Source organism: Pseudomonas sp. 22085, from assembly GCF_052045815.1.
Classification (GTDB): domain Bacteria; phylum Pseudomonadota; class Gammaproteobacteria; order Pseudomonadales; family Pseudomonadaceae; genus Aquipseudomonas; species Aquipseudomonas glycinae.
The window spans coordinates 191,637-205,851 of record NZ_JBQEQA010000007.1 but is presented as its reverse complement, the minus strand read 5'-3'; the positions used below and the strand labels follow the sequence as shown (position 1 = coordinate 205,851).

The window sequence follows — 14,215 nt, the reverse complement described above, 5'->3', positions numbered from 1 at the left end:
AGATTCTACTTCGGCGCCAGCTCCCTGAGATGACGTGCGACTGCAATCCATGCACCGATATAACCCAACAGCACCGCGCCAAGCAAGAGCGACAGACCGTCGGCAACTGGCACGCCGGCCAGTGCGAAATCGCTGCCGTACAAGCCGGCCAGCCCGACCACCGCATCGTTCAGCCAGTTCAGGCCAAACGCCAATACACCCCAGGACAGCAGCCCCGCACCGAAGCCATACAGCGCGCCCATATAAAGAAAGGGGCGACGCACATAGCTGTCAGTGCCGCCGACGAGTTTAATCACTTCTATCTCGGTGCGGCGGTTTTCAATATGAAGACGAATGGTATTGCCTATCACCAAAAGTAATGCGGAAACCAGCAACACCGTCAGACCGAACACGAAACGGTCGCCGAGCTTGAGGATGGCGGCCAGACGCTCGACCCAGACTAGATCAAGTTGCGCCTGTTGTACCTTGGGCAGCTCGGAAAGTTTTTGTCTTAATGCTTCCAGGGTCGACTTGTCGACCTCGTTCGGCGTCACCAGTACCACGCCCGGCAGCGGGTTTTCCGGCAGCTCGCGCAGGGCTTCGCCCAAGCCGGACTGCTGCTGGAACTCTTCGAGCGCCTGGTCGCGGCCGACATATTCGGCATCAGCTACGCCCGGCATACCCTTGATCTGGTCGCGCAACGCTTCGCCCTGAGCCGGAGTCGCCTTGAGCTCCAGGTACAGCGAGATCTGCGCCGCGCGCTGCCACGAGCCGCCCAGGCGCTCGACATTGTTCAGCAACAACGAAAGGCCCATCGGCAGACTCAGCGCAACTGCCATCACCATGCAGGTGAAGAAGCTGCCGATCGGCTGCTTGCCGAGACGGCGCAGGCTGTCGATCCAGCTGGCGCGATGGCTTTCGATCCAGGCACGGAACAACGTGGCGAAATCCGGGCCGTCGTCATCGTCGTGCTTTTTCTTCTTTGGCGGTTGCGGATCGGCGGCCTTCGGGGCCACGCGCTCGGAAACCTTCGGACTGCGTGTTGCACTCATACGCCGGCCTCCCCGTCGCCGATCAATCGGCCGCGTTGCAGGGTCAGCATGCGATGGCGCATGCGCGCGATCAGCGCCAGGTCGTGACTGGCGATCAGCACGCTGGTGCCCAGACGGTTGATATCTTCGAACACGCCCATGATCTCGGCCGCGAGACGCGGGTCGAGGTTACCGGTCGGTTCGTCCGCCAGCAGCAGGGCCGGACGGTGAACGATGGCCCGGGCAATGCCGACGCGCTGTTGCTGACCGGTGGACAGGTCGCCCGGATACAGATCGGCCTTGTCCGACAGCGCCACGCGCTCCAGCGCCGAATCGACGCGCTTGGCGATTTCGACCTTGGACAGCCCGAGAATCTGCAACGGCAGCGCGACGTTGTTGAACACCGTGCGATCGAACAACAGTTGATGGTTCTGGAACACCACACCGATCTGCCGACGCAGGAACGGAATCTGCGCATTGCTGATGGTGCTCAGGTCCTGCCCGGCCAGCAGCAGTTTGCCGCTGGTTGGACGTTCCATCGCCAGCAGCAGGCGCAACAGCGTGGATTTACCGGCACCGGAGTGGCCGGTGACAAACAGGAACTCGCCCCGACGGACTCGAAAGCTCAGCTCATGCAAGCCGACGTGACCGTTCGGGTAGCGTTTACCGACCTGTTCGAAACGAATCATGAACGCTCCCGCTCGGCAAACAGTGCCTGGACAAAGGGTTCGGCTTCAAAGGTACGCAGATCGTCGATGCCTTCACCGACGCCGATGTAGCGGATCGGCAGGCCGAACTGCTTGGCCAGGGCGAAAATCACCCCGCCCTTGGCGGTCCCGTCGAGCTTGGTCAGCGCCAGGCCGGTCAGTTCGACGGTCTGGTTGAATTGCTTGGCCTGATTGATGGCGTTCTGGCCGGTGCCGGCGTCCAGCACCAGCAGCACTTCGTGCGGGGCATCGGCGTCGAGCTTGCCGATCACCCGGCGAACCTTCTTCAGCTCTTCCATCAGGTTGTCTTTGGTGTGCAGACGACCGGCGGTGTCGGCGATCAGCACGTCGATGCCACGAGCCTTGGCGGCCTGCACGGCATCGAAAATCACCGAAGCCGAGTCCGCGCCCGTGTGCTGGGCGATCACCGGAATCTTGTTGCGTTCGCCCCAGACCTGCAACTGCTCGACAGCCGCAGCACGGAAGGTATCACCGGCGGCCAGCATGACTTTCTTGCCTTCCAGTTGCAGTTTCTTCGCCAGTTTGCCGATGGTGGTGGTCTTGCCGGCGCCGTTGACGCCGACCACCAGAATCACGAACGGCTTGTTCCGGGAAGCGATCTTCAGCGGCTGCTCGACCGGTTTGAGCATTGCGGCCAGCTCGGCCTGCAGGGATTTATACAGGGCGTCGGAATCGGCCAGCTCTTTACGTGCGACCTTCTGGGTCAGGCGCTGGATGATCACCGATGTTGCCTCGACGCCAACGTCGGCCGTCAGCAGGCGGGTTTCGAGCTCGTCGAGCAGATCGTCATCGATGGCTTTCTTGCCGAGGAACAGGCTGGCCATGCCCTCGCCAATACTGGCGCTGGTCTTGGACAGACCTTGCTTGAGACGCGCGAAGAAGCCGGCTTTGGTTTCTTCGGTGCGCGGGGCTTCTACCGGGGTTTCAGCCTGGATTTCCACAGGAGCGACTGGCGCTACGGCGACCGGTGCAGGTGCAGGTGCAGGTTCGGGCGCTTCAACAATCGGCGTAACCGGGGCAGCAACCACAGGCTCTGGAATGACAGGCGCAGCTTCGACCACCGGCGCCGGGACAGGCTCGGGGGCGAACGCCACCGGCGCAGGAATCGGCGGTGTAACGTGCGGCGCGGCCTCTTCAACCAGCGCCACCGGCTCTTCCGCCACCGGTAAGCTCAGCCACGGTTCGCTGGCCGGGGTCAGCGGCAACTCGGCGGCAGCCGGCGCTTCAGGCTCGACCTCGGCCACCGGTTGCAGCACCGGCTCGGCGATCGGCAGCACGACCGGTGCCGGCGCTTCTTCTATTACGGGAGCGGGCGCAGGGGCCGGTTCAGGAATGGCAGTCGGCTGTTCGACGACGGGTTCCTGCGGTTTCTTGCGCAGCCATCCGAACAGGCTTTTCTTCTCGCCAGCCGCAGCTGGGGTCTTCTTGTCGTCGTTGGAACCAAACATGGAGGACGGCTATCTCACGGTAGCGACGCGCCACAGGGGCGCCCCGGCAAATAAATATTCGATGCAGAACAGACTGTGTTTCACCCAGCTTGTTCACGCGCAACATTTTGTCGAGGCACCAACGGCACCTCAAAGGAATCGTTTTAATGAAGGACTGGCCGGCAAAATCGGCGAAAAAGCGAAGTTTAGCTGATAAACCAAAGCCTTCTGCCGCAAACCCATACAACCTGATCAAGTTTCAAAACCGGATAGGCGTGGTCGCCGGTAAAACGGATCAGTATCCTAGCACCCTCTCGCCCGCCGACGCTAAGACCAAGCGGGCAGCCCAACAGGTTTAAAAACGAATGAATGCTCTAGCCCGCCGCGCCGCAGGCCTGCTGCTCAGCACAGTCTGCCTGCCCCTTTCGGCCCTGGCGGCCGACCCGCAACCGACCCATGAATTCACTCTCGACAACGGCCTGAAGGTCGTCGTGCGCGAAGACCATCGCGCGCCGGTGGTGGTGTCGCAGGTCTGGTACAAGGTTGGTTCCAGCTACGAAACCCCGGGCCAGACCGGTCTGTCCCACGCCCTCGAGCACATGATGTTCAAGGGCAGCGAGAAAGTCGGTCCCGGCGAAGCCTCGCTGATCCTGCGTGACCTCGGCGCCGAAGAGAATGCGTTCACCAGCGACGATTTCACCGCTTATTACCAGGTGCTGGCCCGCGACCGTCTGGGCGTGGCCTTCGAACTGGAAGCCGACCGCATGGCCAACCTGCGCCTGCCGGCCGACGAGTTCGCCAAGGAAATCGAAGTCATCAAGGAAGAGCGCCGCCTGCGCACCGACGACAAGCCGATGGCCAAGGCCTACGAGCGCTACAAGGCCATGGCCTACCCGGCCAGCGGCTATCACACGCCGACCATCGGCTGGATGGCTGACCTTGAGCGGATGAAAGTCGAAGAACTGCGTCACTGGTATCAGTCCTGGTACGTGCCGAACAACGCCACGCTGGTGGTGGTCGGTGACGTGACCCCGGACGAGGTGAAGACCCTCGCCCAGCGCTACTTCGGGCCAATCGCGAAACGCGACGTGCCGCCGGCGAAAAAGCCGCTGGAACTGGCCGAACCGGGTGAACGCCAGATCACCCTGCACGTGCAGACTCAACTGCCGAGCCTGATGCTCGGTTTCAACGTCCCGAGCATCGCCACCGCCGAAGACAAACGCTCGGTCAACGCCTTGCGCCTGATTTCGGCATTGCTGGACGGCGGCTACAGCGGTCGCATCCCGACCCAACTGGAGCGCGGCGAAGAGTTGGTGTCCGGCGGCTCGTCGAGCTACGACGCCTACACCCGCGGCGACAGCCTGTTCACCCTGTCGGCCACGCCGAACACCCAGAAGAAAAAGACCATGGCCCAGGCTGAAGCCGGTCTGTGGAAACTGCTGGAACAGCTGAAAACCACCGCGCCGTCCGCTGAAGAACTGGAACGCGTGCGTGCGCAGGTCATCGCCGGTCTGGTCTTCGAGCGCGACTCGATCACCAGCCAGGCCACCGCCATCGGCCAGCTGGAAACCGTCGGTCTGTCGTGGAAGCTGATGGACACCGAACTGGCCGACCTGGAAAGCGTCACCCCGCAAGACATCCAGAATGCCGCCAAGCTGTATTTCACCCGCGAACGTCTCAGCGTCGCCCACGTCCTGCCACTGGAGACGACTCATGAGTGAGCGCAAAACCCCACGTCTGCTGCTCGGCCTGATCGCCGTGGCCATCATCGGCTCCGCTGCGTTCTATCTGGTGCCGAGCGACAACACCAAGGCCAGCGAAGCGCTGGATAACGCCAAGTCCAGCCAGAAGCTGCAATCGCTGGCCGAACTCGACGGCAAGGCCCCGGCCAGCCGCAAGCTCGACGTGCAGACCTGGAACACCGCCGAAGGCGCCAAGGTGCTGTTCGTCGAGGCTCGCGAACTGCCGATGTTCGACATGCGCCTGATCTTTGCCGCCGGCAGCAGCCAGGACGGCAACGCGCCAGGTCTGGCCCTGCTGACCAACGCCATGCTCAACGAAGGTGTGGCGGGCAAGGATGTCGGTGCCATCGCTCAAGGTTTCGAAGGCCTGGGCGCGGATTTCGGCAACGGCGCCTATAAAGACATGGCCATCGCGTCGCTGCGCAGTCTGAGCGCTGCCGACAAACGCGAGCCGGCGCTGAAACTGTTCTCGGAAGTGGTGGGCAAACCGACCTTCCCGGCCGATTCCTTCGCGCGCATCAAGAACCAGATGCTCGCCGGTTTCGAATACCAGAAACAGAACCCTGGCAAACTCGCCAGCCTGGAGCTGATGAAGCGTCTGTACGGCGATCACCCGTACGCCCATTCCAGCGACGGCAATGCGCAGAGCGTGCCGAAGATCACGCTGGCGCAACTGCGTGAGTTCCACGCCAAGGCCTATGCAGCCGGCAACGTGGTGATTGCGCTGGTGGGCGATCTGTCCCGCAGCGAAGCCGAGGCGATTGCCAATCAGGTGTCCGCTGCGCTGCCAAAAGGCCCGGCGCTGGCGAAAGTCGAGCAACCGACCGAGCCGAAAGCCGGCATCGGCCACATCGAGTTTCCGTCGAAGCAGACCAACCTGATGATCGCGCAACTGGGCATCGACCGCGACGACCCGGACTACGCCGCGCTGTCGATGGGCAACCAGATCCTCGGCGGTGGCGGTTTCGGCACCCGGCTGATGAGTGAAGTGCGCGAGAAACGCGGCCTGACCTACGGCGTGTATTCGGCCGTCAGCCCGATGCAGGCTCGCGGCCCGTTCATGATCAACCTGCAGACCCGCGCGGAAATGAGCGAGGGCACCCTGAAACTGGTGCAGGACGTGCTCGCCGACTACCTCAAGACCGGCCCGACCCAGAAAGAACTGGACGACGCCAAGCGCGAACTGGCCGGCAGCTTCCCGCTGTCCACCGCGAGCAACGCCGATATCGTCGGCCAGCTCGGCGCCATGGGTTTCTACAACCTGCCGCTGAGCTATCTGGACGACTTCATGCGTCAGTCCCAGAGCCTGACGGTCGAGCAGGTTCGCGACGTTCTGAACAAACACTTGAGCACGGATAAACTGGTCATCGTCAGCGCTGGCCCGACCGTGCCGCAAAAGCCGTTACCGGCCCCATCTGATAAACCTGCCGAGCAGCCGCTCGGGGTTCCGGAGCATTAATGGCCAGTCCAAAGAAACCTGTACAAAAACTGCACAACGGGGTGAACCAGTTGCGCATCATCGGCGGCGAATGGCGCAGCCGAAAGCTGAGCTTCCCTGATGCCCCAGGTCTTCGTCCGACGCCGGACCGGGTGCGTGAAACCCTGTTCAACTGGCTTGCGCCGTACGTTGCCGGGGCCAAGGTACTCGACCCGTTCGCCGGTAGCGGCGCGCTGTTTCTCGAAGCGCTGTCCCGTGGCGCGGCCATGGGCCAGGCGCTGGATGCCAGCCACGTCGCGGTCTCCAGCCTGAAAGAACACCTCGGCACCCTGCGCTGCACCAACGGCCAGGTGCAGACCGCCGATGCGCTGCGCTACCTGGAAACGCAGACCGCGACCGCGTTCGACCTGGTATTCCTCGACCCCCCGTTCAACCAGAACCTGCTGCCAGCGGTGTGCACGCTGCTGGAAGAGCGCCAATGGCTGGCCGATGATTCGTGGATCTACACTGAAAGCGAAACCGCGCCATCGACCCTCGGCCTGCCGGGCAACTGGCGCCTGCACCGCGAGCAGAAATCCGGGCGGGTGTACTACGCGTTGTGGCAACGTATGGCAGTGATCGCCGGTTAACCGACCGGCCTGAAAAAGCGGCGAGTCTCAGCCGAGGCTCGCTGCGCTGCATCGAGAGCAATCGTGTCCCCTTCGTCAAAAACGTTCATCCCCGCCTTCGGCCTCGGCAATCCGCACCTGCAAACCTTGTGGGGGCCGCTGTGGCGTAAAACCGTGCACCTTGATCGCCAGCGCGAACGGCTGTGGCTGGACGACGGCGATTTCCTGGATCTCGACTGGTATGGCCCGCACAGCGCCGAGGCGCCATTGGTGCTGGTGTTGCACGGCCTGACCGGTTCTTCCAATTCGCCTTACGTGGCCGGAATCCAGGCAGCGCTCGCCGCGCAAGGCTGGGCCAGTGTCGCACTGAACTGGCGCGGCTGCTCCGGCGAGCCGAACCTGTTGCCGCGCAGCTATCATTCCGGCGCCAGCGAAGACCTCGCCGAAACCCTCCGCCACCTGAAAGCCAAGCGGCCACTGGCGCCGCTGTATGCGGTCGGCTACTCCCTTGGCGGCAACGTGCTGCTCAAGCATCTGGGGGAAACCGGCAGCGCCAGCGGCGTGTTCGGTGCGGTGGCGGTGTCGGTGCCGTTTCGCCTGGATCAATGTGCCGACCGTATCGGCCAGGGTTTCTCGAAGGTCTATCAGGCGCACTTCATGCGCGAGATGGTGGCGTACATCAAGAACAAGCAGCGCCAGTTCCAGCACGACGGCCGCGAGGACGGTCTCGCTGCACTGGCTGCCCTCGGCTCGCTGGAAAACATGCGCACCTTCTGGGATTTCGATGGCCGGGTGACGGCGCCTCTGCACGGTTTCGCCGATGCCGAGGATTACTATCGCCGCGCGTCGAGCCGTTACTTTCTCGGCGAGATCCGCACGCCGACCCTGATCATTCAGGCGGCGGACGATCCGTTCGTGTTCCCCCACAGCCTGCCTTCGGCCAGCGAGCTGTCGAGTTCGACCGCGTTCGAATTGCAGAGCAAGGGCGGGCATGTCGGCTTCGTCGACGGCACGCTCCGCCAGCCGGGTTACTACCTTGAACGACGGATTCCACAGTGGCTGGCCGACGCGGGGCGCGAGTGAGTCATGAACGATCAGGGCGAGTCGATCCGTTTCTGGCAGGCCGCGCCTCTGGCCGGGGTCGAGCTGTTGACGGCGCGCTACATCGAGCACCGTTTCGCCCCGCACGTCCACGACGGTTATGTGATCGGCATGATCATGGCCGGCGCCCAGCGCTACCGTTATCGCGGCGCCGAACACCTGGCGGGCAGCGGTACGCTGGTGCTGATCAATCCGGACGAAGTGCATAACGGCCACAAGGGCACCGAGGACGGCTGGCTGTACCGGGCGTTTTATCCCGACACCGGGCAAATCGTCGCGCTGTTGAATGAACTGGAACTGCCGACCGAACCGATGCCGGCCTTCGCTGCGACGCTGTATCGCGATCCGGATCTGGTCAACGGTTTCTGTCAGTTGCATCGCTTGCTGGAAAGCCCCGCCACCGCGTTGCAACAGCAAACGGTGTGGCGGGAAATGATGCTGCTGCTATTGCAGCGTCACGCAGCGGTGCAGATCAGCGGCAACCCCGGCAAGGAGCACCGCGCGGTGGCGATGGCCAAGGAGTTGCTGCACGCGCAACTGGCGGCGCCGCCCTCGCTGGAAGAACTGGCGGCGGCCGTGAACCTCTCGCCCTTCCACTTCGCCCGGGTTTTCCGCCGCGCCACCGGCATGCCGCCGCACAGCTGGCTGATGCAGCAGCGGATCGCCTGCGCGCGGGGTTTACTGCAGAGCGGCTGCCTGCCGGTGGAAGTCGCCACGCAGTTGGGATTTGCCGACCAGAGCCATCTGAGCCGGCAGTTCAAACAGGTTTATGGCGTAGGCCCGGCGGCCTATCGCAGTGCGCGGCTGGATCGCTGAGCGTTTACTCGCCGGTGGCGATACCGCGCGACGGCTCGTTGATCCACTCGCTCCACGATCCGGCATACAGCGAACCCAACGGGTAACCCGCCAGGCACAGGGCGAACAGGTTGTGACACGCCGTCACCCCGGAGCCGCAGTAAGCCACCAGATCGCTCGGCGAACGCTCGCCGAGTTTCGCGGCGAAACGCTGTTTGAGCTGATCGGCCGGCAGGAAACGCCCGTCGCTGCCCAGGTTGTCGGTAAACGCCGCGCATTGCGCGCCGGGAATGTGCCCGGCGATCGTGTCGATCGGCTCCACTTCGCCTTTGAAACGCGGCAGCGCGCGGGCGTCGAGCAGGGTCAGGGCCGGCTGGCCGAGGCGCTGTTGCAATTGCTGGGCGCTGAGCAGCAGGCTCATGTCCGGCTGGCCGCTGAAGCTGCCCCGGCCCGCTGATGGTGGATCAAGACTCAACGGCAGCCCCGCCGCATGCCAGGCCTTGAGCCCGCCATCGAGAATGAACACGCCGTCGCGCTTGCCCAGCCACGCCAGCAACCACCAGGCCCGCGCCGCATAGGCGCCCGGGCCGTCGTCATACAAAACCACGTCACTGTCATTGTTGATGCCGAATGCTTGCAGGCGTTCGATCAGCGCCGCCGGCTCCGGCAGCGGATGGCGGCCGGTCACGCCCTTGATGACCGGGCCGCTGAGGTCGCGTTCAAGATCAGCGAAATGTGCCCCGGCAATGTGCCCCTCGGCGTAGCTGCGCTGGCCGTAATCCGGGTCTTCGAGGGCAAAACGGCAGTCGAGAATCACCAGCCCCGGTTGCGCCTTGCGGGCATCCAGTGCGGTCGGGCTGATCAGTTGCGCAATCGGCATAGCGAACGACTCCAGTGAGGAAATGGAATTACGGTCTTTCTTCGAGGGCCTGGGCCAGCGGCACGTAGAACTCTTCGAACAAGGCGTTGACCTCATCGCGGGCCTGCTCGGTGACAAACCCCGCTTCCAGCACCAGCACCTGATACACGCCACGCTTGATGGCCTGTTCACTGAGGTAATTGGAGTTCTCCCGGGTCGTGCACAGGAAGCGCACCCACGAGGTGAGGATGATCCACGCGTTGAGGGTCAGGGATTCGATCTGCACTCGGTCCATCTTCAGGATCCCGGCAGCGACAAAGCCTTCGTAGATCGCTGCGCCCTGGATTACGCAGCGCTGGGAGAAGCGGCGATAACGCGCGGCCAGATCCGGATCGCTGTCGAGCAAGTGTTCGAGATCGCGGTGCAGAAAGCGGTAGCGCCACATCGCCGACAGCAGCTCCTTGAGATAGAAGCGCTTGTCTTCGACCGTCGCGGCACGGCCCTGGGGCGGACGCAGGAAGCTGTCCACCAGGCTTTCGTACTCACTGAACAGCACGGCGATGATCGCCTGCTTGTTGGGGAAGTGGTAGTACAGATTGCCCGGAGAAATCTCCATGTGGGCGGCGATGTGATTGGTGCTGATGCTGCGCTCGCCCTGCTGATTGAACAGCTCGAGGCTGTTCTGCACGATGCGCTCGCTGGTTTTGATCCGTGGGGCCATGGCTTGAGCTTTAATTCAGAGTGCGTTGGGGGGCATCTTACGACCTAACCGGAACGGGATAAAACCAGGATGCGCAAGGAAGCCATTTGACTTTCTAGAGCATTGACTCTAAAAAGCTCGTCATAACAATACCTACGGAGCTGACAATGACTGCCGATATTGCCTACCTGCAAACGCTGCAACAGCCGCTGGAAGAGCTCAGCCGGCTGTTCAACGCGCAGCGCGCCGCCTACGCCGCCAACCCGATGCCGCCTGCAACCCAGCGCCAGCAATGGCTCAAGGCCCTGCGCGATTTGCTGAGCAGCGAACGGCAGGCCCTGATCGACGCCATCAGCTCCGACTTCAGCCACCGCAGCGCCGATGAAACCCTGCTCGCCGAACTGATGCCGAGCCTGCACGGCATTCACTACGCCAGCCAGCACATCAGCCAGTGGATGAAACCTTCGCGACGCAAAGTGGGTGTGGCTTTCCAGCCGGCGTCGGCGAAAGTCGTGTATCAGCCCCTCGGAGTGGTCGGCGTCATCGTGCCGTGGAACTACCCGCTGTTTCTCGCCGTCGGCCCGCTGACCGGCGCCCTCGCGGCCGGCAACCGGGTGATGCTGAAACTCAGCGAATCGACCCCGGCCACCGGCCTGTTGCTCAAGGAACTGCTGGCGCGGATCTTCCCCGAGGATCTGGTGTGCGTGGTGCTCGGCGAGGCTGATGTCGGCGTGGCATTTTCGAAAATGCGCTTCGACCACCTGCTGTTCACCGGTTCTACCAGCGTCGGCAAGCACGTGATGCGGGCAGCGGCAGAGAACCTGACGCCGGTGACCCTGGAGCTGGGCGGCAAGTCCCCGGCCATCGTCTCCCGCGACGTTCCGCTCAAGGACGCCGCCGAACGCATCGCCTTCGGCAAGACCCTCAACGCCGGCCAGACCTGCGTTGCCCCTGACTATGTGCTGGTGCCGGAAGAGCGCGTCGGCGGATTCGTCGAAGCCTATCGCCAGGCCGTGCGCGGGTTTTATCCGACGCTTGCCGACAACCCGGACTACACCGCCATCATCAACGAGCGCCAATTGGCGCGGCTCAACAGCTACCTCAGCGACGCCACCAGCAAGGGCGCGCTGCTGATTCCGCTGTTCGACCAGGGCCAGGGCCGGCGCATGCCCCACAGCTTGCTGCTGAATGTCAGCGACGAGATGACGGTGATGCAGGATGAGATCTTCGGCCCGCTGCTGCCGATCGTGCCGTATCAGGATCTGGATCAGGCATTTGCTTACATCAATCAGCGGCCACGTCCTCTGGCTCTTTACTACTTCGGCTACGACAAACGCGAACAGAAACGCGTGCTCAGCGAAACCCATTCCGGTGGCGTCTGCCTCAACGACACGCTGCTGCATGTGGCGCAGGACGACATGCCGTTCGGCGGCATCGGCCCGTCGGGCATGGGCCATTACCACGGGCACGAAGGTTTCCTGACGTTCAGCAAGGCCAAGGGCGTGCTGGTCAAACAGCGCTTCAACGCGGCGAAGCTGATCTACCCGCCCTACGGCAAATCCATTCAGAAACTGATCCAGAAACTGTTCATTCGCTAACGTCACCGCCGGGTAATAACAACAATGCACCTAAGCCTGACCGAAACACCTGCCCTGTCGCGCCGTGGGCTGCTGAAATTCAGCCTCGGCGCCACGGCTTTCCTCGCCACCGCCGGCCTTGGTGCCAGCCTCAGCGGCTGTTCTTCGAGCGTTTCAGCCAACGGGTTCGCCACGTTGCGCAGCGGCGATCTGCTGTTTCTGCGCGCACTGATTCCAGTGATGCTGGATGGCGCCGTTGCTGTGGAAAAGCTGCCCGCCGCTGTCGATGGCACCCTGAAGTCGCTGGATTACAGCCTCGATCACCTGTCGCCGGAAATGCTCAAGCTCACCCGGCAACTGTTCGATGTGCTGGGCATGGCAGTGACGCGCGGACCATTGACCGGGATCTGGGGCAGTTGGGAAAACGCCAGCCCCGAAGCGATCCGCCACTTCCTCGAACGTTGGGAAAACAGCTCGCTGAACCTGCTGCGCATGGGCCACAGCTCATTGCTGCAAATGGTGATGATGGCCTGGTACACCCGCGACGGATCCTGGGCCCATTGCGGTTACCCCGGCCCGCCCGCCGTTTGAGCCTGGCGACCCACGCAAAACAATAATAAGAGAACCTGATCGATGCCCGTACCCGACCCGTTTCGCGAAGGCCTTGCCCGTGGCTGGAAAACCTACAACGGCGCACAACTGAACGATGACCTGACCCTGGAAACCGACGTGGCCATCATCGGCAGCGGTGCCGGCGGCGGCACCACGGCGGAAATCCTCAGCGCCGCCGGATACAAAGTGCTACTGATCGAAGAAGGCCCGCTCAAGACCAGCAGCGATTTCAAACTGCTGGAAGACCAGGCCTACAGCAGCCTCTATCAGGAAGGCATCGGCCGCATGAGCAAGGACGGCGCGATCACCATCCTTCAGGGGCGTGCGGTCGGCGGCACCACGCTGATCAACTGGACATCGAGTTTTCGCACCCCCGAGCCGACCCTGGAACACTGGGCCAAGGAACACAACGTCAAAGGCCACAGCCCCGCCGACATGGCGCCGTGGTTCGAAAAAATGGAGCAGCGTCTCGGCGTCGCTCCGTGGATGGTGCCGCCCAACGCCAACAACGACGTGATCCGCAAAGGCTGCGAACAGCTCGGCTACAGCTGGCACGTGATCCCGCGCAACGTGCGCGGCTGCTGGAATCTGGGCTACTGCGGCATGGGCTGTCCGACCAACGCCAAGCAATCGATGATGGTCACGACCATTCCGGCAACCCTGGAAAAGGGCGGAGAATTGCTTTATCTGGCCCGCGCCGAAAAACTGTTGATCCGCGGCGACAAGGTCACCGGCCTGCAATGCGTGGCGATGGACGAACGTTGCGTCGAGCCGACTGGACGCACGATCACCGTCAAGGCGCGGCATTACGTGCTGGCCGGCGGCGGGATCAACAGCCCTGCCCTGCTGATGCGTTCGGATGCACCGGATCCGCACAAACGGCTGGGCAAGCGCACCTTCCTGCATCTGGTGAACATGTCCGCCGGGCGTTTCGACGAGGTCATCAACCCGTTCTACGGCGCGCCGCAGTCGATCTACTCGGACCATTTCCAGTGGAGGGACGGCACCACCGGCCCGATGGCCTACAAACTTGAAGTGCCGCCGCTGCACCCGGCGCTCGCTGCCACATTGCTCGGCGGTTTCGGTCAGGAAAGCGCGCAACACATGGCGGACCTGCCGCACACCCACGCGATGCTGGCCCTGCTGCGCGACGGTTTTCACCCGGACAGTCAGGGCGGCAGTGTCGAGCTGCGCGGTGACGGCTCGCCGGTGCTCGACTATCAGGTGTCGCCTTACACTTGGGAGGGTCTGCGCCGCTCATTCCACAGCATGGCCGAGATCCAGTTCGCCGGTGGCGCCAAAGCGGTGATGCCGATGCACGCCGATGCGCGCTACGTGAACAGCCTGGCCGAGGCCCGCTCGTTGATCGACAGCCTGAGTCTGGAGTTGTATCGCACGCGTCTGGGCAGCGCCCACGTCATGGGCGGTTGCGCCATGGGCGAGGACCCGAAAACCGCCGTCACCGACAGCCTCGGCCGCCATCATCAACTGCGCAATCTGTCGATTCATGACGGCTCGCTGTTCCCCACCAGCATCGGCGCCAACCCGCAGTTGTCGGTGTATGGTCTGACGGCGCAACTGGCGACATCCCTCGGCGAACGGTTGAGAAACCCGTGAA

Annotated in this window: 14 protein-coding genes; 9 read left to right on the top strand and 5 right to left on the bottom strand. The window is 63.0% G+C overall.

Features of this window, described 5'->3' with window-relative positions; translation table 11 throughout:
- Positions 1-5: 5 nt before the first annotated feature.
- From ftsX to ftsY, 3 genes are read right to left on the bottom strand one after another with little or no spacing between them, the layout of a single operon-like run.
- Positions 6-1,031: a permease-like cell division protein FtsX gene (gene ftsX / locus ACTJK7_RS10940; RefSeq protein ID WP_323151001.1), complete on the bottom strand. Its 1,026-nt coding sequence runs from the start codon at positions 1,029-1,031 to the stop codon at positions 6-8.
- Complete coding sequence (ftsE, locus tag ACTJK7_RS10935; RefSeq protein WP_064380087.1) at positions 1,028-1,699, bottom strand: cell division ATP-binding protein FtsE; 672 nt, start codon at positions 1,697-1,699, stop codon at positions 1,028-1,030. The genes ftsX and ftsE overlap by 4 nt, the downstream gene beginning before the upstream one ends.
- Positions 1,696-3,186, bottom strand: a complete 1,491-nt coding sequence (gene ftsY, locus ACTJK7_RS10930) for a signal recognition particle-docking protein FtsY (protein WP_440779512.1) — start codon at positions 3,184-3,186, stop codon at positions 1,696-1,698. Before ftsY ends, ftsE begins: the two co-directional genes overlap by 4 nt.
- A 146-nt stretch (positions 3,187-3,332) precedes the next feature.
- Between ftsY and ACTJK7_RS10925 the strand changes: the two genes are divergently transcribed.
- From ACTJK7_RS10925 to ACTJK7_RS10900, 6 genes are all read left to right on the top strand, one after another.
- On the top strand, positions 3,333-3,524 hold the full coding sequence (locus ACTJK7_RS10925; protein WP_064380084.1) for a hypothetical protein: 192 nt from the start codon (positions 3,333-3,335) through the stop codon (positions 3,522-3,524).
- Between the two features lie 6 nt (positions 3,525-3,530).
- On the top strand, positions 3,531-4,886 hold the full coding sequence (locus tag ACTJK7_RS10920) for a M16 family metallopeptidase (RefSeq protein ID WP_064380081.1): 1,356 nt from the start codon (positions 3,531-3,533) through the stop codon (positions 4,884-4,886).
- Complete coding sequence (locus ACTJK7_RS10915) at positions 4,879-6,366, top strand: M16 family metallopeptidase (RefSeq protein WP_323150998.1); 1,488 nt, start codon at positions 4,879-4,881, stop codon at positions 6,364-6,366. The genes ACTJK7_RS10920 and ACTJK7_RS10915 overlap by 8 nt, the downstream gene beginning before the upstream one ends.
- The gene (gene rsmD, locus ACTJK7_RS10910) at positions 6,366-6,974 is read left to right on the top strand and encodes a 16S rRNA (guanine(966)-N(2))-methyltransferase RsmD (RefSeq protein WP_064380079.1); all 609 of its coding nucleotides are present in this window, start codon (positions 6,366-6,368) and stop codon (positions 6,972-6,974) included. Before ACTJK7_RS10915 ends, rsmD begins: the two co-directional genes overlap by 1 nt.
- A 63-nt stretch (positions 6,975-7,037) precedes the next feature.
- Positions 7,038-8,036, top strand: a complete 999-nt coding sequence (locus tag ACTJK7_RS10905) for a hydrolase (RefSeq protein WP_323150997.1) — start codon at positions 7,038-7,040, stop codon at positions 8,034-8,036.
- A gap of 3 nt (positions 8,037-8,039) precedes the next feature.
- Positions 8,040-8,870 (top strand): AraC family ligand binding domain-containing protein, encoded by an 831-nt coding sequence (locus ACTJK7_RS10900; protein ID WP_440779510.1) that lies wholly within the window; start codon positions 8,040-8,042, stop codon positions 8,868-8,870.
- A 4-nt stretch (positions 8,871-8,874) separates the two neighbouring features.
- Here the strand turns inward: ACTJK7_RS10900 and ACTJK7_RS10895 are convergent, their stop codons facing one another.
- Both ACTJK7_RS10895 and ACTJK7_RS10890 read right to left on the bottom strand, forming a co-directional pair.
- Positions 8,875-9,729 carry a sulfurtransferase gene (locus ACTJK7_RS10895; RefSeq protein WP_440779509.1) on the bottom strand — a complete coding sequence of 285 codons (855 nt, stop codon included), beginning with the start codon at positions 9,727-9,729 and terminating at the stop codon, positions 8,875-8,877.
- Positions 9,730-9,757: 28 nt separating this feature from the next.
- Positions 9,758-10,429: a TetR/AcrR family transcriptional regulator gene (locus tag ACTJK7_RS10890; RefSeq protein ID WP_011336393.1), complete on the bottom strand. Its 672-nt coding sequence runs from the start codon at positions 10,427-10,429 to the stop codon at positions 9,758-9,760.
- A 146-nt stretch (positions 10,430-10,575) separates the two neighbouring features.
- Between ACTJK7_RS10890 and ACTJK7_RS10885 the strand changes: the two genes are divergently transcribed.
- The 3 genes from ACTJK7_RS10885 to ACTJK7_RS10875 are packed head-to-tail and all read left to right on the top strand — an operon-like array spanning position 10,576 to position 14,214.
- Positions 10,576-12,006 (top strand): coniferyl aldehyde dehydrogenase, encoded by a 1,431-nt coding sequence (locus tag ACTJK7_RS10885; RefSeq protein ID WP_440779507.1) that lies wholly within the window; start codon positions 10,576-10,578, stop codon positions 12,004-12,006.
- Between the two features lie 24 nt (positions 12,007-12,030).
- Entirely contained in the window at positions 12,031-12,576 is a 546-nt protein-coding gene (locus ACTJK7_RS10880; protein WP_440779505.1) for a twin-arginine translocation pathway signal protein, read from the top strand.
- A 42-nt stretch (positions 12,577-12,618) separates the two neighbouring features.
- Positions 12,619-14,214, top strand: coding sequence for a GMC family oxidoreductase (locus ACTJK7_RS10875; RefSeq protein WP_108563479.1), 1,596 nt, complete (start codon positions 12,619-12,621; stop codon positions 14,212-14,214).
- Position 14,215 lies beyond the last annotated feature (1 nt).